This is a genomic window from Bacillus cereus group sp. MYBK14-1 (assembly GCF_051916885.1).
Lineage (GTDB): Bacteria > Bacillota > Bacilli > Bacillales > Bacillaceae_G > Bacillus_A > Bacillus_A cereus.
In genome coordinates, this window is sequence record NZ_JBQAHM010000003.1 from 315,711 (window position 1) to 334,484 (window position 18,774).

An 18,774-nucleotide genomic window follows, 5' to 3' on the forward strand; every position below is an offset into this window, starting at 1 on the left:
ATATTATTTTTAATCATTATACCATTATCTTAATTTTCAATCTATTATAAATAGAAATGACACATTTTAGCTTTTCCTTACTGTAAATATTCACAATATACTTATAAAATAAAAAAAGACCCTTTTATATATAAAAGGGTCTTTTTTTATTTTATTATACAAGACTTATTATTTTCGTCTTTGTAATTAAGTCCTGAAAACCGCAATTGTCTTTGCGGAACAACATCATATATACGTTACATATTAATGGAATTCCTAATAGCAATACGTTCGGTAATAACACTACAAAAAATCTTATAATTAATGTTTGCAACGTTAGCTTTTCACTCTTCAATGAAATTAATTTTATTCTCGTTACCTTTTTGCCAAGTGTAACACCGTTCCAAATAAAGGGTAATACAATAAAATATATCGCCATTAATATGAAAACTACTGCGAAATCATATCTAAAATCACCTAAGCTTATATTAAAGCGCTTAAACATAGCACTATAGTTTCCGGTCATAATAGCTACTACTGCACCATACATAACCGAGATTAAAAACATGTCAATTAGGGAAGCACCTATGCGATTCATTACAAGCGCTGGACGATGCATCTTTAACTTCATTTTATGTCGACTCCTTCATATCCTTCTTTACCCGTCTCATCGTACCACTTCTAAAAAACATTGTAAACTAGCGTTTCTCTTACTTTTCTTGTACAATTTGTTACAATAGCATTATAAAGGAGGTTCCCATATTGAAAAAATGGATAATCCTATTCGTCGCCTTCCTATTAACTGGTTGTGCAGGAAACACAAGTCACTTAACTTATACGGTTAACGATGAATACGAACTCATACGTACTTCTGGAAATGCATTTGAACTTTTCCCCTCGCAAGATGCTGTATATGCCACACAATACATCCCTGCAAAAATTACAGACATTGCTTGGGATGATAAATACATTATTGCAAAACAAACTGAGGAAAAATCAGATCCAAATAACCCTGACGCAGCAATTGCAAATAAAAAAAGTGAACATTATTGGATTATTGATGTAAAGCACAATAAACGTTTCGGTCCCTACAATGAAAAGCAATTTAATGAACAAAAAGATGCGTTTAAAATTAAGGTGCCTTTTCAAAATGTAGATTCATACATAAAAGAAATAAAAAAACAGTCAGCATAATATTTGTATGCTGACTGTTTTGTCTTACATTATTTTAGTGAGATGTTAAACGTTTGTGGCTCTTTTACAACATCTTGTGTTTCTGAATCTCCTGCAAGTAAATCATCAGTTGTAAACTGAATATCCTTTACCTTGTCTTTTCCATCGTCAAGTATTAAACCAATAATACCATCTCTTATTTCACCAGGCTTATAGTCTTCTCTTGATACATTTTTTGTACCAACTAACGTATCTTCGTCATATAAAAAGTTTTGAGTGGCTACTTTAAAATGTTGCTTACCATTAATCATAACATCATTCATAGAGAAAAATTGCATATTTTTATTTCCGCTATTCTCCACTTTATATGTAATCTCAACGTAACGAATTGTATTACTAATCTCTGTTCCACTTAGCGATGCATATAATTCTGCATCTTCTTGGCTTACTTTATCCCCTAATCTACGTTTTACTTCTTCAGGAGTTAGTGCCGTGTATACTTTCAATGTATTTTTTGCCTTTTCACTCATTTGTGATAAAGAGATTACTTTCACATCTTGTACGTGAATTTTCATTGGCGCTACTTCAAATGTTTGATTCACAGAATGCATCTGCTCTAACTTGAAAGTACCCCATCCTGTTTCTTTCACTTTTTGTCCTACTTTTTTCAGCTCACGCCCACCATATTCTTTCGTTTCAGGAATAGATTCTTTCTTCTTCGGTTCAGCTTTCTTTTCTTCTTGATGGAAGCAACCACTTAACATAAGAAGAAAACTACATAAAACAAAAATACTTTTCCATGCTTTCATCATTTCATTTCTCCTAACGCTATCATTCATGAATATAAAATTAGTCCCTTGCTTTGTAAACTATAGAAACAATGACAATTCCACAAAATGAACTTGTCAGTCCAGATACTATTATACCTCCAATTTGGAAAATATGAAAATAGGGATCTAGGAACGCATGCACGATAAATATAAAAGCTGTCACAATGATTATCGAAACCCAATACTTTCTTTTTTCTAAAGCTACAATCATATCTTTCCCTGTTTCATCTTTATACTTCCATAGTACGTATAATAGCAATAATAAGCCAACACATGTACTCCCATGTTGCATATATTTATACAATGGAATACTGCGTAATTCAATTTGTAACAATGCTATTTTCATAACGAAATAGCCTGTATTATGAGTAAATGCATCCAAAACGACATGCGTGAGCATACCGAATAATGCAGAATAGCAAAATACAAAGAATTCTTTCCAGGTATGTAGCCCCCACCTCTCATCTATTGCATATGAATAATAACCAGCAAACGGTTTAGGCAAATGCGTTATAAACGGCTTTTTTAAAATGTAATGATATATGTATGCGATTAGAAATACAAGCGGTAAATTTAAATATAAGAACCCAAGCCATGTATGACCAATAACACCATAGGGTCTAAAGTGCAAAAAATATTCAAAGTCAGGCGCCATACTACCTAATATAAGAGCCGTTACTGAAATATGTTTAGAGTGCTTTTTCGCAAAAGGAAGAACTGCTGCTGGATGTGCAAATGTAAACGGCATACTTTAACTCCTTCTCACATTTTCAATAGAATACCATATATCATAACGAGAGAATGGATCTTCATGCAATATTTATTTTCACATTGGAATATGATAGTTTAAATGATATAATCCACATAAAATATTCAGAAAACAAGAAGGGATTCAGGTGTCATTAACACTTGTATTTGCTGCCTTTTTAAATTCAAAATCCGTTATGAATTGAGGTTTATATATTGATTGACGTACCCTTTTTACAAAATGTCACATTAAAAAAAGAAAATATCCCTAGTTTTTCCGCATATCCTTACTGTTTACCCGCTATTCGAACATTACAATCACTAGCTTTCCATCCAAATGTAACATTCATTATTGGAGAAAACGGAACAGGTAAATCAACATTACTTGAAGGAATTGCAATTGCGTTAGGTTTTAATGCAGAAGGTGGAACGAAGAACTTCCGCTTTAGCACAAACGATTCCCATTCATCTTTACATGAATACCTTCGAATTTCAAAAAGTTTCAATACACCAAACGACGGTTTCTTTCTTCGCGCTGAATCATTTTATAACGTTGCTTCTTATATTGATGAAATAGATGCTGATAGAGAAGCACGTGGGAATCCGGTTATCAACTCTTATGGTGGTATCTCACTACACAAACAATCACACGGTGAATCATTCTTCTCATTATTTATGAACCGTTTTTCAGGACAAGGTTTATACATTTTAGATGAGCCTGAGGCAGCTTTATCACCAATGAGACAACTTTCCATGCTCATTCGAATGCACGAACTAGCTGAACAAGGTTCACAATTTGTTATCGCGACGCATTCTCCTATTTTAATGGCTTATCCTGAATCCACTATATATTCTTTAACACAAGAGGGAATTCACGAATCCACATTAGAAGAAACTGAGCATTACCAAACGATGAAACTTTTCTTTGAAAATCGCGATCGATTATTCCATCATCTATTTGAGTCGTAAAAAAAGAAGCAGCAATAGCTGCTTCTTTTTTATAGTGCTTCTATAAATAAGGCAACCCCGATACCGCCACCGACGCATAAAGAGGCAATTCCTTTTTCTAACCCACGTCTTTTTAATTCGTGAATTAAACTTACTGTAATACGAGCCCCTGTACAACCAATTGGATGCCCAAGTCCTACGCCACTACCGTTTACGTTCACTTTTTCACGGTCTAAGCCTAACTCTTTCTCTACAGCTAAATATTGAGCCGCGAAAGCTTCATTAATTTCAAGTAAATCTGCATCTTCCAATGACCAATCTACTTTTTCTAAACCTTTACGAATTGCTGGTGCTGGTCCAATACCCATAATTTTTGGATCTACTCCAGCTACTGAATATCCAACAATTCTAGCTAACGGTTGTAAACCTTTTTCTTTCGCTTTTTCTTCGCTCATTAATACTAGAACTGCACTCCCGTCATTAAGGCCAGATGCATTTCCAGCAGTCACTGATCCATCTTTACGGAACGCCGGCTTCAATCCAGCTAATTTTTCAGCTGTAATATCTGCACGTGGATGTTCATCCTTCGAAAATACAACTTCTTTTCTACGCTCTTTTATTGTAATAGGAACAATTTGATCGTCAAAGTATCCAGACTCGATTGCCTTCAGTGCCAATGTATGACTGCGAAGAGCAACTTCATCTTGTTCCTCTCTTGTAATTTCATATTGTTCAACTAAATTTTCCGCTGTTTCACCCATCATAATATGGTGAATCGGATCTTCTAACACTTCCCACACCGTATCACGAATTTCTCCGTGCTGTAGACGTTGTCCCCAGCGGTGCTGTTTCAATGCATAAGGGCTCGAACTCATCGCTTCTACCCCACCTGCAACAACGACATCACTTACACCTAATTGGATTTGCATTGCAGCTGACATAATTGCTTGCATACCTGAAGAACATTGACGTTGGATTGTATATCCCGTAACTGTGTCAGGAAATCCTGCCGCTAATGCAGCTGTTCTCGCCGTATTTGCTTCATCAGTTCTTTGAATACAATGACCTAAAATTACTTCATCAACTTCATGTGGTTCTACCCCGCCTCGTTTTACAGCTTCCTGAAGTACAGGAACAGCTAATTCTACTGGCGTTACATTTTTTAGCGCTCCTCCAAAAGTTCCAATTGGCGAACGAACTGCAGCTGTAATAACAACATTATGCATTTTGCACTTGCCCCTCTCTTATGTACCCTAGTCAGTTTTTAGGTGAAATTCCATAAGATGTATATCTATAACTATCATACTATAAACATACTAAAAAATCAAAATATTTAATATAATAAAAATAGAAGGAATTAACCTTCTATTCTGTCAGCGCATATAAAAACTTTTGTAAAATTTTCTCTGTCGTTTCATTCAATTTTGGCAACTTATCTACTGGAAAATATTGAAGTTTTAACCCTTCATGATCGAGCTTTAATTCTCCGCTCACATGATGTGCCTGATACAGATGAATAACATTGAAAATTTCATCGCCATTCGGATAACGGAAATATACTTCTTTTCCTGATAGAACACCAAGAAATTGCATTATTTTTGCAGTTAACCCCGTTTCCTCAAATAACTCTCTACGTGCAGTTTCTTCTGTCGTTTCGCCCAGTTCCATCGCCCCACCAGGTACACCCCAATCATATGTATCTGAACGATATTGAAGCAATACTTCTTGATTATCGTTTAATATAATAATTGCTGATCCTACGAGAATAAGCGGCCTTGTACCAACGACTTTTCGTAACTCTTCAATATACCCCATATGTAAATTCCCCTTTCCCTAACCTCCCTTATCATAACAAAATTTTGCTCTTTTTGTTCATGTAATTTTAAAGAAAAAAAGAAGCTTTCGCCTCCTTTTTTTCACCTTTATTTCTTAAAACTTTCATATTTTACAGCTTCAAAAGCTTCCTCAATTTCATCATTACGATAATGGACATATGTAAAACGCCCCAATTCTACTAATCTTGCTATTTCCTGTAACGCTTTATGCTGCTCATATGTTTCTTTCAGCTTAATATGTACATAAAACTTCATTAACGGATGTTCATATAAAGGTTCTCCCACCTCTACATATACATCTTCCACCCCTTGTACAACTCTTACATAACTTGCAAATTGATAAAGAGCTTCTCTGTCTGAAACGATTTTTAATGTATACATATATTCTCCCCCTTTTCTTTACTATATCAAAAAGATGATCACACTACGTTATAGAACTATGAAATTTTTTCGACTTGTCATCTATATATTCAATAAAGAAGGCGTTTATCCATACATGACATCTTTTCCCCACATATATTATAGGAAGAACTTTTTTTCAGTTGAGGTGTTCCTTATGGATCCATACGTCAATATATGTATTTGTATTACTCCCGGCGCCGATATTTCTGATGACCGCATCGCAAAAGATTTAGCTGTTGCAGAATCAATTTGGCACCCCATTACATTTCAAATTCAAGAAGTAATTGTATTAAATGAACTTTTCCGTTTTTTTGACCGTGAAATCAGTTATAAAAATTCCATTCAAAGTCAAGAAAAGCTGGCATCCTTTTTCCAAACATGTGTAAATGAAGCTCCTGAATGCGACCTTTATATTTGTTATATTGGCAGTGATTATTTCAAAGAAACAGCAGTAATTGCCTGCGCTTACTCTTTAGCAAAACAGCAACAACTTACCGGATATATCGTTTTAACAAACTCGGCTGCTCCTATGAAAAATATATATACGCTTGCTCACGAAATCGGTCATATTTTATTTACAAGACGTGTTCACGGAAAACTTACTCACGCAGATCCTCATTCCCCAACTGGCTCGGAGCACCATCCTTCTCCAACCAATCTTATGTATCCGATAGTCCCGCGCCCTGAAAATGTTCCTATTCAGTCTCTATTGACGAACGAACAAAAAACACTCTCTTTACAAAGCTCTTTATTGCAAAGAAAAAAACAGTAACCCTCATGTTACTGTTTAAAACAACTTATTCCAATCAACAAAACAAATCCCGGCTGCTAGAAATAAAAATAGACAACTAAATGTAAATGTAATCCCTCTAAAAATCCCTATATAATATTTCTTTGGAAATAATTTTTGGTATATCCAGAGCAGCCGCTTTTTATTGAATTTCTAGTTCACACTTTTTCTTTCTTCAATTTTTAAAGACCATCTCATTAATCCATATATACTTCCATACATAAGTAATATCTTTGCAATTCCCCAAAATACATTTCTTTCTTCTAAGTCTTTAAATAAGAACATAATCGCAAGAGGAACAATTAGTACCAAAACACCCATCCAACCAAGAACATATACTTCACCAATAAGAAGTAATAAAAATATACTTACTGCTAATATATATGTCTGCATTGTCGACAATTGTAAAATTGGCGTCCCATACCATTTATTCATAAACATTAATAACACTAATAATAAAATAGGTATCATTACTATTACATAAATAATTCCAAACTCTACTAATTTACTTTTAAAAGAAGACATTCTAAACGCAAAAACCGTTCCAATAATTGTAATAATTAAAACGATAGGATAACCAATTACCTGTACATTTGTTAACGTAAATTGTTGATTCGGATTTCCAAATAAAATATTGGTTAGTAACCAATACCCACCTATCCCAATAATCATTCCTAAAACACTCTTTATACTTCCGCCTTTATCCTTCTCCATCTCTTTCGCTAATTCTTCCGCATACTCTTTTGGCGAATCACCAAATATATTACTTACCGTTTTTCCTTCTTTCTCACCTTCAATTAAATGAAGTTCTGCATCTTCTAAAAAAGCGTCAACATCTTCCTCTTTAATTCCTTTTGTTATTAAATATACTTTCGTATCGATTAAGAACTTTTCTCCTTCTTTAGAAATCTGCATTATAGCCCCTCCCTTATTTAACCATTTCTCTTCTATTCGCCTTCATCATAATTTCAACAAAAATTAAAATAAATAAACTTCCGTATAAACATATAATTTGAAATAACATTGGAACAAGGTCTTCCGTTGTAAATGTTTTAAACACTAACATAATTGAAAGTGGAATGATTAAATATAAGTTTTTAAACCATCCTTCAAAATATATATTTATAGCTACTGTGATGATAAAAATCCCACCAGCCACTATATAACTTTGCACTTCGGTGAATGTGAGCATTTTTGTCGGATATATCACGTCTAATATCGTAACAGCTCCTAATAAAAACATTGGAGCGATCATAACTAAAGACCACATAGAAAACCATGTTTTTGTAAAACTTGTGACGAAGGCCATTTTGCGAAGTAGAAAATTAGGACCTATAACAACTAAAATCAATGAAAAACTATAACCGATACACTGAATAAGTGAAATCTGTAACATTCCATGATTCACTATTAATATAGAAGCAATAATCCAAAACGATACGATATTCATTACTGTAAAACCAATTTGCTTCCACGTTTCCTGTCTATCTCTTTCCATTACTTTGACAAGTTCATTTGCATATTCTTTCGGTGAGCTTCCGAAAATATCTTCTACACTTTTCCCATCACTCTCACCCTCAATTAAATGGAGTTCCGCATCTTCTATAAAATTTTCAATATCGCTTTCTTTCACACTCTTTGCCGTCAAAAATAATCTCATATCTAACAAAAACTTTCGCGCTTCACTTGATAGCATTATTTTCTCCTTCCCTTCCCTTCAAGTAGACGTTCTACACTACTTTGCATCGTTTCCCAGCGATCCATAAATTCATCAAGTGCTTCCTCGCCTTTTTCTGTTAATGTATAATATTTTCTCTTTGGACCAGATGGAGATTCCTTCATTACGCTTGTTATTAGTCCTTCTTTTTGCATTCGTATTAATAACGGATAAATACTTCCCTCACTCGCCATTGTAAAACCATACTTCGCTAGCTTTTCACTCATTTCATAACCGTATATTTCGCCTTCAGAAATAATAGCAAGTAAGCATCCTTCTAAAATCCCTTTCAGCATTTGACTTGTCGACATAATTCAAATCCTCCTACTATCTTGCTTTACAAGATAGATAAGCGTAAGTATCTTGCTTTACAAAATAGTATAGCAAAGACTATTTTGCAAAACAAGATAGCTAACGATATTTTTTCCAAATGTTTGCAGGAATTTCATTATAGCTTCTCTAAATAGAGCACTATGAAAACTTTATTATGAAGGGATGTTTTTCATCATGTTTACAAATCGAGTTGTCTTTTTAACAGGTGCTGCAAGTGGTATTGGTTATGAAATGGGAAAGGCTTTTGCAAAAGAAGGTGCAAAAGTTGTGATTACCGATCGGCTTGAAGAACGTGCAAAAGAAGCTGCTGAACAATTACAAAATGAAGGTTTTCAAGCTATCGGTTTAAAATGTGACGTTACATCTGAAGAGGAAATTACAGCAGCAATTTCTCAAACAGTTGATCATTTCGGTTCATTACATATATTAATTAACAACGCAGGAATGCAACACGTTTCACCCATTGAAGACTTTCCAACTGAAAAGTTCGAGCTACTAATTCAAATTATGCAAATTGCTCCGTTTATTGCAATTAAGCATGCCTTTCCGATTATGAAACAACAAAAATATGGTCGTATTATTAATGTCGCTTCTATTAACGGCCTTGTCGGGTTTGCTGGAAAAGCTGCCTACAATAGTGCAAAACATGGCGTAATTGGATTAACAAAAGTTGCCGCTTTAGAAGGTGCTACGCATGGTATTACTGTTAATGCCCTTTGCCCTGGTTATGTTGATACCCCCCTTGTACGTAATCAACTACAAGACTTAGCTACTACACGAAATGTACCACTTGAAAATGTTTTAGAAGATGTTATTTATCCACTCGTTCCACAAAAGCGCTTATTACAAGTACAAGAAATTGCAGATTATGCGATGTTTTTAGCGAGTGAAAAAGCTAAAGGTATAACTGGTCAAGCTGTCGTTATCGATGGTGGTTATACCGCTCAATAAAAATAAAGTTTGCTCAAGAAGAGCAAACTTTATTTTTTATCCCGAGGATCTTCGTACTTTAGTAATTGCCGCGGGAGCTTCTCAATTGCAACAATTACCCCCTCTAATTTACTTTCAATACGGTGGAGTAAATATAATGTTACAACAATCGGAAACCCTACATTACCTATCATCTTGATCCACTCTTCCACCCTCTTCCCCTCCTTTCATTATATAAGTAAGAGAAAACACTGCATTTAGGCATAAAAAAACAAGCTATTATGTATTAGCTTGTTTTTCAAATAATGATGCAATTTCTCGTTTATAGTCCCCGCGTATAATACCTTTCTCAGTAATAATTCCTGTAATTAATTCATTCGGCGTTATGTCAAATACTGGATTATAAACATCCGTTCCAATTGGTGCTACTTGTTTTCCAAAGATTTTCGTAACTTCTGTTTCATCTCTTTCTTCAATAATAATTTCGGCTCCAGTTTCTTTCGTAACATCAAATGTTGACAGTGGCGCAGCAACGTAAAATGGGATATTAAAGTACTTTGCTAAAATAGCTAAATTCATTGTCCCTATTTTATTGGCTGTATCTCCATTTGCGACAATTCGATCCGCCCCCACAATAATTGCGTTTATTTCTTTCGTTTGAATAGCATGAGCTGCAGTATTATCTGTTATAAGGGTCACATCAATATTTGCTTGCTTCAATTCCCACGTCGTTAAGCGACCACCTTGTAAAACTGGTCTCGTTTCACACGCATATGCATGTAAACGCACACCTTTCTCTTTTCCAATATAAAAGGGAGCTAATGCAGTTCCATATCTGGCAGTTGCGATACTTCCAGCGTTACAGATTGTTAAAATATTATCGCCATCTTTAAAACATGTTAACGCATATTCCCCAATATTTCGACACACCTCTTCATCTTCCTGTTGAATGCGAAGCGCTTCTTCTTCTAATATTTTTTGTGCTTCTTTTATTGTAGTAATCTCTCGAATAGATTCTCTCATACGATCAATTGCCCAAAATAAATTTACTGCCGTTGGGCGTGATGTCCCTAAATAGTTACAGTCTCTATTAAACTTCTTTTGAAATTCTTCGATATGTAAAGTATTATATTTTTTCGCTGCAAGCGCCAAGCCAAATGCAGCTACAATTCCAATTGCAGGCGCTCCGCGTACTTCTAACATTATGATACTTTTCCAAACCTCTTCAATAGTCGTTAATGTTTTGTATTCTGTGCTATGTGGCAATTTCGTTTGATTTAATACCGCAATTGCATCCCCTTTCCAACTTACAGATCTCGGAACAGTAACGATTGTACTCATGCTTTTACACCCCTTGAAACTGTCTGTTGAAATAATGTTCGAAACAGTTGAATATCAGCACTTTTAGATTCATATTTTATTAGTTCTTTTCCTAAGGATAGCGCTTGTTTCTTAGCTTGAATTCTTGTTTCTTTATTTTCTATTTCATCTAAATCTGCTACATGAGCTAAACCAATTGTTCTACGAATTAGTTCACATCCGGCAAATCCAACAGCATCAGTAAAGATATTTTGCAAAATAATTGGTAACCATTGTTTTTCTTTCGTATATGCTTCTACACCTTCTCCAATCCATAACTTTGTAAAAGTCTCTACAAAATAACTCCACGTCTTTTCTATATGAAAAAATAGTACACTTCTCTTTTCTTCTTCTCTAGATAACGCATTTAATAATAGATTTGCAATAAATTGACCTATATCAAATCCAAATGGGCCATATGTCGCAAATTCTGGATCAATCACTTTCGTTTCAGAAGGTGACGAAAAAATACTACCAGTATGTAAATCACCATGAATAAGAGTTTCTTTTCTTGTTAAGAACTTATATTTATATTGTGCTACTTTTAGTTTTAAAGTTTTATCACTCCAAAGTTCATCAACCACGAGCTGTAAATCTGGCTCATAATCATTTGTATCATAATGCCCAAAAGGATCTGTAAACACTAAATCCTCTGTAATTTTACATAGGTCCGGATTTACAAAGGTACCTTCTAGTATCCTCTTCTCTTCTGACTGTAAACCAAAATCTGAAGTGTAAAATAAAACATGTGCTAGAAAACGACCAATATGCTGGGATAAAAGCGGATATTCTTCTCCGTCTATTAATCCTTTTCTTGTAATTGTTAGTCTTGATAAGTCTTCTATTACCGTTATCGCTAACTCTTCATCATGACTGTACACTACTGGAACATAATCCGGTACATACTGCGCAAAAATTTGTAATGCCTTGCTTTCAATCGTTGCTCTTTTTATAGACAATGGCCAGCTTTCACCAACTACTTTCGCATAAGGCAGTGCTTGTTTTATTATAATGGATTTCTCTCCATCATCTAATTTGAACACGTAATTTAAGTTTCCATCTCCAATTTCATGACAAATGACATTTGCCTTCTCTTCAAAATAGCCATGATCTTTCGCATATTGTACAGCTGTTATTTCTGTTAATGAATAATATCCCATCTTCTTCTCCCCCTTTTTAAATTCAGAGGTTTTTCTAACATAGAAAAACCTCTTTCCACTAAGAAAGAGGTTTGAAGTTTATCTTCTCCCCTCTTATCTGCCAGAAAGTTTTACTTTCTGCTGGAATTAGCACCGTGCCTTTTGGCGTAATAAACGCCCCATTTCACAATGGTATTACGGTCGGTTGCTGGGCTTCATCGGGCCAAATCCCTCCACCTGCTCTTGATAAGAGTTGTATAATTTTTTGAATTTTTAACTTTATGTTGAAGACTATACCAAGAATAAAAATCACTTGTCAACATTTTATTTGTATAATTCTGGACGGCGATCCGCAAAAACTGGAATTCCTTTACGTACTTCTTTAATTTTCTCGAATTCAAGCTCTCCAAATAAAATTGATTCCTCTTCATTCGCCTCTACTACAACTTCACCCCAAGGATCCACAATTAAAGAATGACCTGCAAACACATTATTCGGATCCTTCCCTGCTCTATTACACGCAACAACATAACACTGATTTTCAACTGCTCTTGCTTGCAATAGCAAACGCCAATGTGCTAAACGAACTAATGGCCATTCAGCTACAACAAATAATACTTTTGCCCCTTTAGCAGTATGAACACGCATCCACTCTGGAAAACGAATATCATAACAAATTGTTCCAGCGCATTCAACATCATCTAGCTTAAATTCGCCCGTACCATTACCAGCTATTAAATATTTATGTTCATCCATAAGCTGAAATAAATGTACTTTACTATATTCGTTGACTAACTGTCCTTCATTATTTACAACATACATCGTATTTGTAACGCCTTGCTCTGTTTGCTTTGCTATGGACCCACCAACAATATGTACATCATATCGCTTCGCCCATTCTATTAACTTTTCTTTCGTTTCCACTCCATCCCTATCTGCAATTTCAGAAAGTCTCGTTAAATCATATCCTGTTGTCCATAGTTCTGGTAAGACGATAACATCTGGCCTTTCCTTCATAGCTTCACTTATTTTATTTTTAGCATTCTCAATATTTTTTTCTACATCTCCAAAAACAATATCCATTTGAATACATGCGACTTTCATTTTTTCACCCCCATTCTTATTTTTCTCTTTACAAAATACTGGAAAGATTATATCATTTGTCACTAGAATTGTAACAACTTTCAAAAGAGGTGGAAAGTATGAAATTATTTCAACCTTCTGAGATAGTAACATCATTGCCAACACAATTTTTCGCTTCACTTGTTACAAAAGTTAACAAAGTCGTTGCAGCTGGTCACGATGTTATTAATCTAGGTCAAGGTAATCCAGATCAACCAACACCGCAGCATATCGTAAAAGCTTTACAAGATGCTGCCGAAAAGACCATTCATCATAAATATCCGCCATTTCGCGGACATGAAAGCTTAAAGGAAGCCGTGGCTACATTCTATAAACGTGAATATGGCGTCGAATTAAACCCAAAAACTGAAGTTGCTATTTTGTTTGGTGGGAAGGCTGGACTAGTAGAATTACCGATTTGTTTTACAAATCCTGGTGATACGATTCTCGTTCCGGATCCAGGTTATCCAGATTATTTATCCGGGGTTGCTTTAGCAAAAGCACACTTTGAAAGAATGCCACTTATTGCAGAAAATAACTTTTTACCAGATTATACGAACATTGATGACTCTATTGCAGAGCGTGCAAAATTAATGTTTTTAAACTATCCAAATAATCCTACCGGTGCTACTGCATCAAAAGATTTTTTTGATGCAACCATTCACTTTGCTAATAAACATAATATATTAGTTGTTCACGATTTTGCTTATGGCGCTATCGGATTTGATGGTCAAAAACCTGTTAGTTTCTTGCAAGCAGATGGTGCGAAAAATATAGGAATTGAAATTTACACATTATCAAAAACTTTCAATATGGCTGGCTGGCGCATCGCTTTTGCTGTAGGGAATGAAAGTGTGATTGAAACAATTAACCTATTACAAGATCATATGTATGTTAGTATATTCGGTGCAGTTCAAGATGCTGCTCGAGAAGCGCTATTAAGTTCACAGTCTTGTGTAATAGACCTTGTAAATAGTTACGAATCTCGAAGAAACGCTCTTATTTCAGCCTGTCACTCAATTGGTTGGAATGTAGACATTCCAACAGGATCATTCTTTGCATGGCTTCCCGTTCCAAAAGGATATACCTCTGAGCAATTTTCTAATATTTTACTAGAAAAAGCACATGTCGCAGTTGCTCCTGGTGTTGGATTTGGTGAGCATGGCGAAGGGTATGTCCGTGTTGGTCTCTTACATACAGAAGATAGATTACGAGAAGCCATTAATCGAATTGATAAATTAAATTTTTTCAAAAAGTAATTGACAACACGAAAAATATCTGACAAAATTCAGTTATCTTAAAAATTTAAACATTTCTAAATACTTCTTATCAAGAGCAGGTGGAGGGACGAGCCCGACGAAACCCGGCAACCGATCTACAATTGTAGACACGGTGCTAATTCTCGCAGCATTACGCTGACAGATAAGGAGCTGGTTGTAAAAAAACCTCTCCTTAGCTGAGAGGTTTTTTTATTTAACTAGGAGGTTATAACAATGAGCGGAATTATAGCGACGTATTTAATCCATGATGATTCACATAACTTAGAAAAAAAAGCTGAGCAAACTGCACTCGGTTTAACAATTGGCTCTTGGACTCATTTGCCACACTTATTGCAAGAACAATTAAAGCAGCATAAAGGCAACGTCATTCATGTTGAGGAATTAGCTGAACATGAACATACCAATTCGTATTTACGTAAAAAAGTAAAACGCGGAATTATTAAAATCGAATATCCGCTATTAAACTTCAGTCCAGATTTACCAGCGATTTTAACGACTACATTTGGAAAGCTATCACTTGATGGCGAAGTAAAATTAATTGACTTAACTTTTTCAGACGAGTTAAAAAAACATTTTCCTGGTCCAAAATTTGGGATAGATGGTATTCGAAATCTTTTACAAGTGCATGATCGTCCCCTTTTAATGAGTATTTTTAAAGGAATGATTGGACGAAACATTGGGTATTTAAAAACGCAATTACGCGATCAAGCAATTGGTGGTGTAGATATAGTAAAAGATGATGAAATATTATTTGAAAATGCATTAACACCACTTACGAAACGCATTGTATCTGGAAAAGAAGTTTTACAATCTGTATATGAAACATACGGACATAAAACGTTATATGCCGTAAATTTAACAGGACGAACTTTTGATTTAAAAGAAAATGCTAAACGTGCAGTGCAAGCTGGAGCTGATATTCTATTATTTAACGTATTTGCTTACGGACTAGATGTACTACAATCACTTGCAGAAGATGATGAAATCCCAGTTCCTATTATGGCACATCCTGCTGTAAGTGGTGCTTATTCAGCATCCAAGTTATATGGAGTTTCATCTCCATTATTACTTGGAAAGCTACTACGTTATGCTGGGGCTGACTTTTCATTATTCCCATCTCCATACGGAAGTGTTGCGCTAGAAAAAGAGGAGGCTCTTGCTATCTCAAAATATTTAACTGAAGACGATGCATCTTTCAAGAAGAGCTTTTCTGTTCCGTCTGCTGGTATTCATCCTGGTTTCGTTCCCTTTATTGTACGAGATTTCGGTAAAGATGTTGTTATTAATGCTGGCGGCGGGATACACGGACATCCAAATGGAGCGCAAGGCGGCGGTAAAGCTTTCCGTACTGCAATTGATGCTACTTTGCAAAATAAACCACTCCATGAAGTAGACGACATAAATTTGCATAGTGCACTACAAATATGGGGAAATCCCTCTTATGAGGTGAAATTATGAGTATTCAAGTATTTTGTGATTTCGATGGCACGATTACAAATAATGATAACATTATGTCCATTATGGAAAAATTCGCACCACCAGAAGCCGAAGAAGTAAAGAATAAAATTTTATCACAAGAACTATCCATTCAAGAAGGTGTTTCTCAATTATTTCAATTAATACCTACTAATCTGCACGATGATATTATTCAATTTTTAATAGAAACTGCTGAAATCCGTAGTGGTTTTCATGAGTTTATACAATTCGTAAAGGAAAATAACATTTCTTTTTACGTGATATCAGGTGGAATGGATTTCTTCGTCTATCCACTCTTACAAGGAATCATTCCAAAAGAGCAAATTTATTGTAATGAAACAGACTTTTCAGCAGAGTTTATTACAGTTAAATGGCCTCATTCTTGTGATGATCATTGTCAAAATCATTGCGGATTATGTAAATCATCATTAATCCGTAAATTAAGTGATACAGATGACTTTCATATTGTAATTGGAGATTCTATTACTGATTTACAAGCCGCGAAACAAGCTGATAAAGTATTCGCTCGCGATTTTCTTATTACAAAGTGTGAAGAAAATCATATTGCTTATACACCGTTTGAAACATTTCAAGATGTGCAAGCTGAATTAAAACTTTTGTTGGAGGTGAAGGCATGAAACAACTTTTTCGTCAATGGTATGACTTAAGCGAGATAAAAAAAGAGTTAACAACACGAAATTGGTTCCCAGCAACAAGTGGTAATATTTCTATAAAGGTTAGTCATGAACCACTTACTTTTCTTATTACGGCAAGCGGTAAAGATAAAACAAAAACCACTCCAGATGATTTTCTATTAGTAGATCATGTAGGAGTTCCCGTTTTAGAGACTGAATTACGCCCTTCAGCAGAAACAATATTGCATACACACATTTATAACAATACGAATGCCGGTTGCGTACTTCATGTTCATACAACCGATAATAATGTCATCACAAATTTATATAGTGATGCAGTCACCCTTCAAAATCAAGAAATTATTAAAGCTCTCGATATTTGGGAAGAAGGTGCAACCATTCACATTCCTATTATCGAAAACCATGCCCATATCCCAACACTTGGAGAAAACTTCCGAAAGCATATACAAGGAGATTCGGGTGCAGTATTAATCCGTAACCACGGTATTACCGTATGGGGCCGAGATAGCTTTGATGCAAAGAAGAGATTAGAAGCTTATGAGTTTTTATTCCAATTTCATATAAAACTATTATCAATTCAAGGAGGCGTTTCTAATGGCGCAAATTCGTATTCATGAAGTAAATACTCGTATTGAAAATGAAGTGGAAGTATCTAAATTTCTACAAGAGGAAGGCGTTTTATATGAGAAATGGAATATTTCTAAACTTCCTACTCATTTAAATGAAAATTATTCGTTAACAGATGAAAACAAAGCTGAAATATTAGCTATTTTTTCAAAAGAAATCGCTGATGTTTCAGCACGTCGAGGTTATAAAGCACATGATGTAATCTCACTTTCAAGTAGCACACCTAACCTTGACGAATTATTAATTAATTTCCAAAAGGAACACCATCATACAGATGACGAAGTTCGCTTTATCGTCAGTGGTCACGGCATTTTCGCTATTGAAGGTAAAGATGGGAAATTCTTTGATGTTGAACTTGAGCCAGGCGATTTAATATCTGTTCCTGAAAATGCAAGACATTATTTTACCTTGCAAGATGATCGCCAAGTTGTAGCTATTCGTATTTTTGTGACAACTGAAGGCTGGGTTCCAATCTATTAAGGTAGTTAGTTGAATAAAAGGACTTGGACCCCCTTTTCCAAACTTTTATTCACTCTACATATATACATCCTCCTATGGAACAGGCTTATTTCATTTTGAAATAAGTCTGATTTTTTATTTACTTGAAAGTACCATTTCATCACAAATTTACACCTTAATTTTTCAAGTGCATTTTTCGAACATTTTTTGAACATTTATTGAATTTTTTCTGAAAATTCTGTTTTACATGTGATATACTACAATTAACTTAGAAGGAAAATAATATCGCAAACAGAGGGGGATAATCATGAGCTTACTTATCGCACTTATACTTGGAGTTACATGTGGAGCATTTCCTGTTATTTTAGGAGCTATTATGGAAGAGTTAGAAATTGGTGTTTTAGGATTTGTCGCATCTTGTGTAAGCGCTTTATTATTTGGTTTATTCGGCGCTATTCCTGTTTCAATTCTGTGTGCTTTTTATATAATACGCCATGCTCGTACAAAACAATTTGGTCCTAATCACATCGCACAAATTATCCCGTTCCCTGTTGAACGATGCCGACGCGCTTCTAACTTATAATTATAAAAATTAAAGATGACTAAATAAATAAAAGTCCTCAAATGAGGACTTTTATTTATTTTCTTCTAGAAATTGAAACAATTCTTGTAGATGTAGGGCATCTTCACCATAGCTAACAGATACATGAAATATACCATCAATCTCAGCTTGCATATAAAGATCCACTCCATCACGATCATATTTCAATGCCAAATAAAACTCCATTTCTTCTAACATCTTTTTTGAGGTTCGAATTACATAATGTCCCTTCTCATCTCTTCCATATTCAAATTCTGGTTCAAAATCATATTTTTGTTTAAAAGCTTCTTTTTGTTTTTCATTAATTTGCATACAAGTAGCTCGCTGTACAGTATCAATCATCTCATCAAACTTTTGAAGGTCCACCTCGT

General features: G+C 34.8%; 24 protein-coding genes, 1 pseudogene and 2 riboswitches. Of the genes and pseudogenes, 10 read left to right on the forward strand and 15 right to left on the reverse strand.

Annotated elements, in window-relative coordinates:
* Positions 1 to 154: 154 nt before the first annotated feature.
* Complete coding sequence (locus ACTFR3_RS11175) at positions 155 to 610, reverse strand: RDD family protein (RefSeq protein WP_000769080.1); 456 nt, start codon at positions 608 to 610, stop codon at positions 155 to 157.
* A gap of 131 nt (positions 611 to 741) precedes the next feature.
* Here ACTFR3_RS11175 and ACTFR3_RS11180 point away from each other — a divergent pair, with 131 nt between their 5' ends.
* Positions 742 to 1,173 carry a DUF3997 domain-containing protein gene (locus ACTFR3_RS11180; RefSeq protein ID WP_000758789.1) on the forward strand — a complete coding sequence of 144 codons (432 nt, stop codon included), beginning with the start codon at positions 742 to 744 and terminating at the stop codon, positions 1,171 to 1,173.
* Between the two features lie 29 nt (positions 1,174 to 1,202).
* Here the strand turns inward: ACTFR3_RS11180 and ACTFR3_RS11185 are convergent, their stop codons facing one another.
* Together ACTFR3_RS11185 and ACTFR3_RS11190 are read right to left on the reverse strand one after the other, a co-directional pair.
* On the reverse strand, positions 1,203 to 1,964 hold the full coding sequence (locus ACTFR3_RS11185) for a hypothetical protein (protein ID WP_000973899.1): 762 nt from the start codon (positions 1,962 to 1,964) through the stop codon (positions 1,203 to 1,205).
* Positions 1,965 to 2,001: 37 nt separating this feature from the next.
* Complete coding sequence (locus tag ACTFR3_RS11190; RefSeq protein WP_001116852.1) at positions 2,002 to 2,730, reverse strand: DUF4184 family protein; 729 nt, start codon at positions 2,728 to 2,730, stop codon at positions 2,002 to 2,004.
* Positions 2,731 to 2,945: 215 nt separating this feature from the next.
* Between ACTFR3_RS11190 and ACTFR3_RS11195 the strand changes: the two genes are divergently transcribed.
* Positions 2,946 to 3,698 (forward strand): AAA family ATPase, encoded by a 753-nt coding sequence (locus ACTFR3_RS11195; RefSeq protein ID WP_440044420.1) that lies wholly within the window; start codon positions 2,946 to 2,948, stop codon positions 3,696 to 3,698.
* Between the two features lie 29 nt (positions 3,699 to 3,727).
* Here the strand turns inward: ACTFR3_RS11195 and ACTFR3_RS11200 are convergent, their stop codons facing one another.
* The 3 genes from ACTFR3_RS11200 to ACTFR3_RS11210 all read right to left on the reverse strand — a co-directional run bounded on the left by ACTFR3_RS11200 (position 3,728) and on the right by ACTFR3_RS11210 (position 5,893).
* Entirely contained in the window at positions 3,728 to 4,903 is a 1,176-nt protein-coding gene (locus ACTFR3_RS11200; RefSeq protein ID WP_000552078.1) for an acetyl-CoA C-acetyltransferase, read from the reverse strand.
* Between the two features lie 139 nt (positions 4,904 to 5,042).
* Positions 5,043 to 5,492 (reverse strand): NUDIX hydrolase, encoded by a 450-nt coding sequence (locus ACTFR3_RS11205; RefSeq protein WP_000540529.1) that lies wholly within the window; start codon positions 5,490 to 5,492, stop codon positions 5,043 to 5,045.
* A gap of 107 nt (positions 5,493 to 5,599) precedes the next feature.
* Complete coding sequence (locus ACTFR3_RS11210) at positions 5,600 to 5,893, reverse strand: DUF3928 family protein (RefSeq protein WP_000288330.1); 294 nt, start codon at positions 5,891 to 5,893, stop codon at positions 5,600 to 5,602.
* Positions 5,894 to 6,068: 175 nt separating this feature from the next.
* On the opposite strand from ACTFR3_RS11210, the gene ACTFR3_RS11215 reads away from it, so the two are divergent.
* Positions 6,069 to 6,686 carry an ImmA/IrrE family metallo-endopeptidase gene (locus tag ACTFR3_RS11215; protein WP_000371608.1) on the forward strand — a complete coding sequence of 206 codons (618 nt, stop codon included), beginning with the start codon at positions 6,069 to 6,071 and terminating at the stop codon, positions 6,684 to 6,686.
* A 15-nt stretch (positions 6,687 to 6,701) separates the two neighbouring features.
* Here ACTFR3_RS11215 and ACTFR3_RS11220 read toward each other — a convergent pair.
* The 4 genes and pseudogenes from ACTFR3_RS11220 to ACTFR3_RS11235 all read right to left on the reverse strand — a co-directional run.
* Positions 6,702 to 6,845 (reverse strand): annotated as a pseudogene (locus ACTFR3_RS11220) (DNA-binding protein); the annotation flags it as partial.
* A 12-nt stretch (positions 6,846 to 6,857) separates the two neighbouring features.
* Positions 6,858 to 7,619, reverse strand: a complete 762-nt coding sequence (locus tag ACTFR3_RS11225) for a DUF1129 domain-containing protein (RefSeq protein WP_048655576.1) — start codon at positions 7,617 to 7,619, stop codon at positions 6,858 to 6,860.
* Positions 7,620 to 7,632: 13 nt separating this feature from the next.
* Positions 7,633 to 8,400 (reverse strand): DUF1129 domain-containing protein, encoded by a 768-nt coding sequence (locus ACTFR3_RS11230; RefSeq protein ID WP_000952886.1) that lies wholly within the window; start codon positions 8,398 to 8,400, stop codon positions 7,633 to 7,635.
* A complete protein-coding gene (locus ACTFR3_RS11235) occupies positions 8,400 to 8,732 on the reverse strand; it encodes a PadR family transcriptional regulator (protein WP_000107982.1) in 333 nt (110 codons plus the stop codon). The genes ACTFR3_RS11230 and ACTFR3_RS11235 overlap by 1 nt, the downstream gene beginning before the upstream one ends.
* Before the next feature lie 196 nt (positions 8,733 to 8,928).
* Here ACTFR3_RS11235 and ACTFR3_RS11240 point away from each other — a divergent pair, with 196 nt between their 5' ends.
* Positions 8,929 to 9,705, forward strand: coding sequence for a 3-hydroxybutyrate dehydrogenase (locus ACTFR3_RS11240; protein WP_440044421.1), 777 nt, complete (start codon positions 8,929 to 8,931; stop codon positions 9,703 to 9,705).
* Positions 9,706 to 9,734: 29 nt separating this feature from the next.
* Here ACTFR3_RS11240 and ACTFR3_RS11245 read toward each other — a convergent pair whose 3' ends face one another.
* The 4 genes from ACTFR3_RS11245 to ACTFR3_RS11260 all read right to left on the reverse strand — a co-directional run bounded on the left by ACTFR3_RS11245 (position 9,735) and on the right by ACTFR3_RS11260 (position 13,370).
* A complete protein-coding gene (locus ACTFR3_RS11245; protein WP_000393336.1) occupies positions 9,735 to 9,896 on the reverse strand; it encodes a YvrJ family protein in 162 nt (53 codons plus the stop codon).
* Between the two features lie 67 nt (positions 9,897 to 9,963).
* The gene (gene mtnA, locus ACTFR3_RS11250) at positions 9,964 to 11,025 is read right to left on the reverse strand and encodes an S-methyl-5-thioribose-1-phosphate isomerase (protein WP_440044422.1); all 1,062 of its coding nucleotides are present in this window, start codon (positions 11,023 to 11,025) and stop codon (positions 9,964 to 9,966) included.
* Complete coding sequence (gene mtnK, locus ACTFR3_RS11255) at positions 11,022 to 12,203, reverse strand: S-methyl-5-thioribose kinase (RefSeq protein WP_000542682.1); 1,182 nt, start codon at positions 12,201 to 12,203, stop codon at positions 11,022 to 11,024. The genes mtnA and mtnK overlap by 4 nt, the downstream gene beginning before the upstream one ends.
* A gap of 90 nt (positions 12,204 to 12,293) precedes the next feature.
* A riboswitch (SAM riboswitch) is annotated at positions 12,294 to 12,435 on the reverse strand.
* Positions 12,436 to 12,506: 71 nt separating this feature from the next.
* Entirely contained in the window at positions 12,507 to 13,370 is an 864-nt protein-coding gene (locus ACTFR3_RS11260; RefSeq protein WP_440044459.1) for a carbon-nitrogen family hydrolase, read from the reverse strand.
* A 14-nt stretch (positions 13,371 to 13,384) separates the two neighbouring features.
* Here ACTFR3_RS11260 and ACTFR3_RS11265 point away from each other — a divergent pair, with 14 nt between their 5' ends.
* The 6 genes from ACTFR3_RS11265 to ACTFR3_RS11290 all read left to right on the forward strand — a co-directional run bounded on the left by ACTFR3_RS11265 (position 13,385) and on the right by ACTFR3_RS11290 (position 18,385).
* A complete protein-coding gene (locus tag ACTFR3_RS11265) occupies positions 13,385 to 14,563 on the forward strand; it encodes a pyridoxal phosphate-dependent aminotransferase (RefSeq protein WP_440044423.1) in 1,179 nt (392 codons plus the stop codon).
* A 64-nt stretch (positions 14,564 to 14,627) separates the two neighbouring features.
* Positions 14,628 to 14,733: riboswitch (SAM riboswitch) on the forward strand.
* Between the two features lie 64 nt (positions 14,734 to 14,797).
* Positions 14,798 to 16,042, forward strand: coding sequence for a 2,3-diketo-5-methylthiopentyl-1-phosphate enolase (mtnW, locus tag ACTFR3_RS11270; protein WP_440044424.1), 1,245 nt, complete (start codon positions 14,798 to 14,800; stop codon positions 16,040 to 16,042).
* A complete protein-coding gene (locus tag ACTFR3_RS11275) occupies positions 16,039 to 16,698 on the forward strand; it encodes a 2-hydroxy-3-keto-5-methylthiopentenyl-1-phosphate phosphatase (protein WP_000027461.1) in 660 nt (219 codons plus the stop codon). Before mtnW ends, ACTFR3_RS11275 begins: the two co-directional genes overlap by 4 nt.
* The gene (locus ACTFR3_RS11280) at positions 16,695 to 17,333 is read left to right on the forward strand and encodes a methylthioribulose 1-phosphate dehydratase (protein WP_000811341.1); all 639 of its coding nucleotides are present in this window, start codon (positions 16,695 to 16,697) and stop codon (positions 17,331 to 17,333) included. Before ACTFR3_RS11275 ends, ACTFR3_RS11280 begins: the two co-directional genes overlap by 4 nt.
* A complete protein-coding gene (locus ACTFR3_RS11285) occupies positions 17,311 to 17,823 on the forward strand; it encodes a 1,2-dihydroxy-3-keto-5-methylthiopentene dioxygenase (protein ID WP_000057314.1) in 513 nt (170 codons plus the stop codon). Before ACTFR3_RS11280 ends, ACTFR3_RS11285 begins: the two co-directional genes overlap by 23 nt.
* A 286-nt stretch (positions 17,824 to 18,109) precedes the next feature.
* Positions 18,110 to 18,385: a hypothetical protein gene (locus ACTFR3_RS11290; protein ID WP_000054659.1), complete on the forward strand. Its 276-nt coding sequence runs from the start codon at positions 18,110 to 18,112 to the stop codon at positions 18,383 to 18,385.
* 51 nt (positions 18,386 to 18,436) lie between these two features.
* Here ACTFR3_RS11290 and ACTFR3_RS11295 read toward each other — a convergent pair whose 3' ends face one another.
* Positions 18,437 to 18,769 carry a DUF3909 family protein gene (locus ACTFR3_RS11295; RefSeq protein WP_000365619.1) on the reverse strand — a complete coding sequence of 111 codons (333 nt, stop codon included), beginning with the start codon at positions 18,767 to 18,769 and terminating at the stop codon, positions 18,437 to 18,439.
* Positions 18,770 to 18,774 lie beyond the last annotated feature (5 nt).

Bases quoted from the DNA above. Each gene is read 5' to 3' on its own strand.
- ACTFR3_RS11175 (WP_000769080.1), bottom strand. From the start codon at position 610: ATGAAGTTAAAGATGCATCGTCCAGCGCTTGTAATGAATCGCATAGGT.
- ACTFR3_RS11285 (WP_000057314.1), top strand. From the start codon at position 17,311: ATGGCGCAAATTCGTATTCATGAAGTAAATACTCGTATTGAAAATGAA.
- ACTFR3_RS11215 (WP_000371608.1), top strand. From the start codon at position 6,069: ATGGATCCATACGTCAATATATGTATTTGTATTACTCCCGGCGCCGAT.
- mtnW (WP_440044424.1), top strand. From the start codon at position 14,798: ATGAGCGGAATTATAGCGACGTATTTAATCCATGATGATTCACATAAC.
- ACTFR3_RS11210 (WP_000288330.1), bottom strand. From the start codon at position 5,893: ATGTATACATTAAAAATCGTTTCAGACAGAGAAGCTCTTTATCAATTT.
- ACTFR3_RS11230 (WP_000952886.1), bottom strand. From the start codon at position 8,400: ATGCTATCAAGTGAAGCGCGAAAGTTTTTGTTAGATATGAGATTATTT.
- mtnA (WP_440044422.1), bottom strand. From the start codon at position 11,025: ATGAGTACAATCGTTACTGTTCCGAGATCTGTAAGTTGGAAAGGGGAT.
- ACTFR3_RS11205 (WP_000540529.1), bottom strand. From the start codon at position 5,492: ATGGGGTATATTGAAGAGTTACGAAAAGTCGTTGGTACAAGGCCGCTT.
- ACTFR3_RS11275 (WP_000027461.1), top strand. From the start codon at position 16,039: ATGAGTATTCAAGTATTTTGTGATTTCGATGGCACGATTACAAATAAT.
- ACTFR3_RS11225 (WP_048655576.1), bottom strand. From the start codon at position 7,619: ATGCAGATTTCTAAAGAAGGAGAAAAGTTCTTAATCGATACGAAAGTA.
- ACTFR3_RS11235 (WP_000107982.1), bottom strand. From the start codon at position 8,732: ATGTCGACAAGTCAAATGCTGAAAGGGATTTTAGAAGGATGCTTACTT.
- ACTFR3_RS11200 (WP_000552078.1), bottom strand. From the start codon at position 4,903: ATGCATAATGTTGTTATTACAGCTGCAGTTCGTTCGCCAATTGGAACT.
- ACTFR3_RS11240 (WP_440044421.1), top strand. From the start codon at position 8,929: ATGTTTACAAATCGAGTTGTCTTTTTAACAGGTGCTGCAAGTGGTATT.
- ACTFR3_RS11265 (WP_440044423.1), top strand. From the start codon at position 13,385: ATGAAATTATTTCAACCTTCTGAGATAGTAACATCATTGCCAACACAA.
- ACTFR3_RS11290 (WP_000054659.1), top strand. From the start codon at position 18,110: ATGAGCTTACTTATCGCACTTATACTTGGAGTTACATGTGGAGCATTT.
- mtnK (WP_000542682.1), bottom strand. From the start codon at position 12,203: ATGGGATATTATTCATTAACAGAAATAACAGCTGTACAATATGCGAAA.
- ACTFR3_RS11190 (WP_001116852.1), bottom strand. From the start codon at position 2,730: ATGCCGTTTACATTTGCACATCCAGCAGCAGTTCTTCCTTTTGCGAAA.
- ACTFR3_RS11280 (WP_000811341.1), top strand. From the start codon at position 16,695: ATGAAACAACTTTTTCGTCAATGGTATGACTTAAGCGAGATAAAAAAA.
- ACTFR3_RS11185 (WP_000973899.1), bottom strand. From the start codon at position 1,964: ATGATGAAAGCATGGAAAAGTATTTTTGTTTTATGTAGTTTTCTTCTT.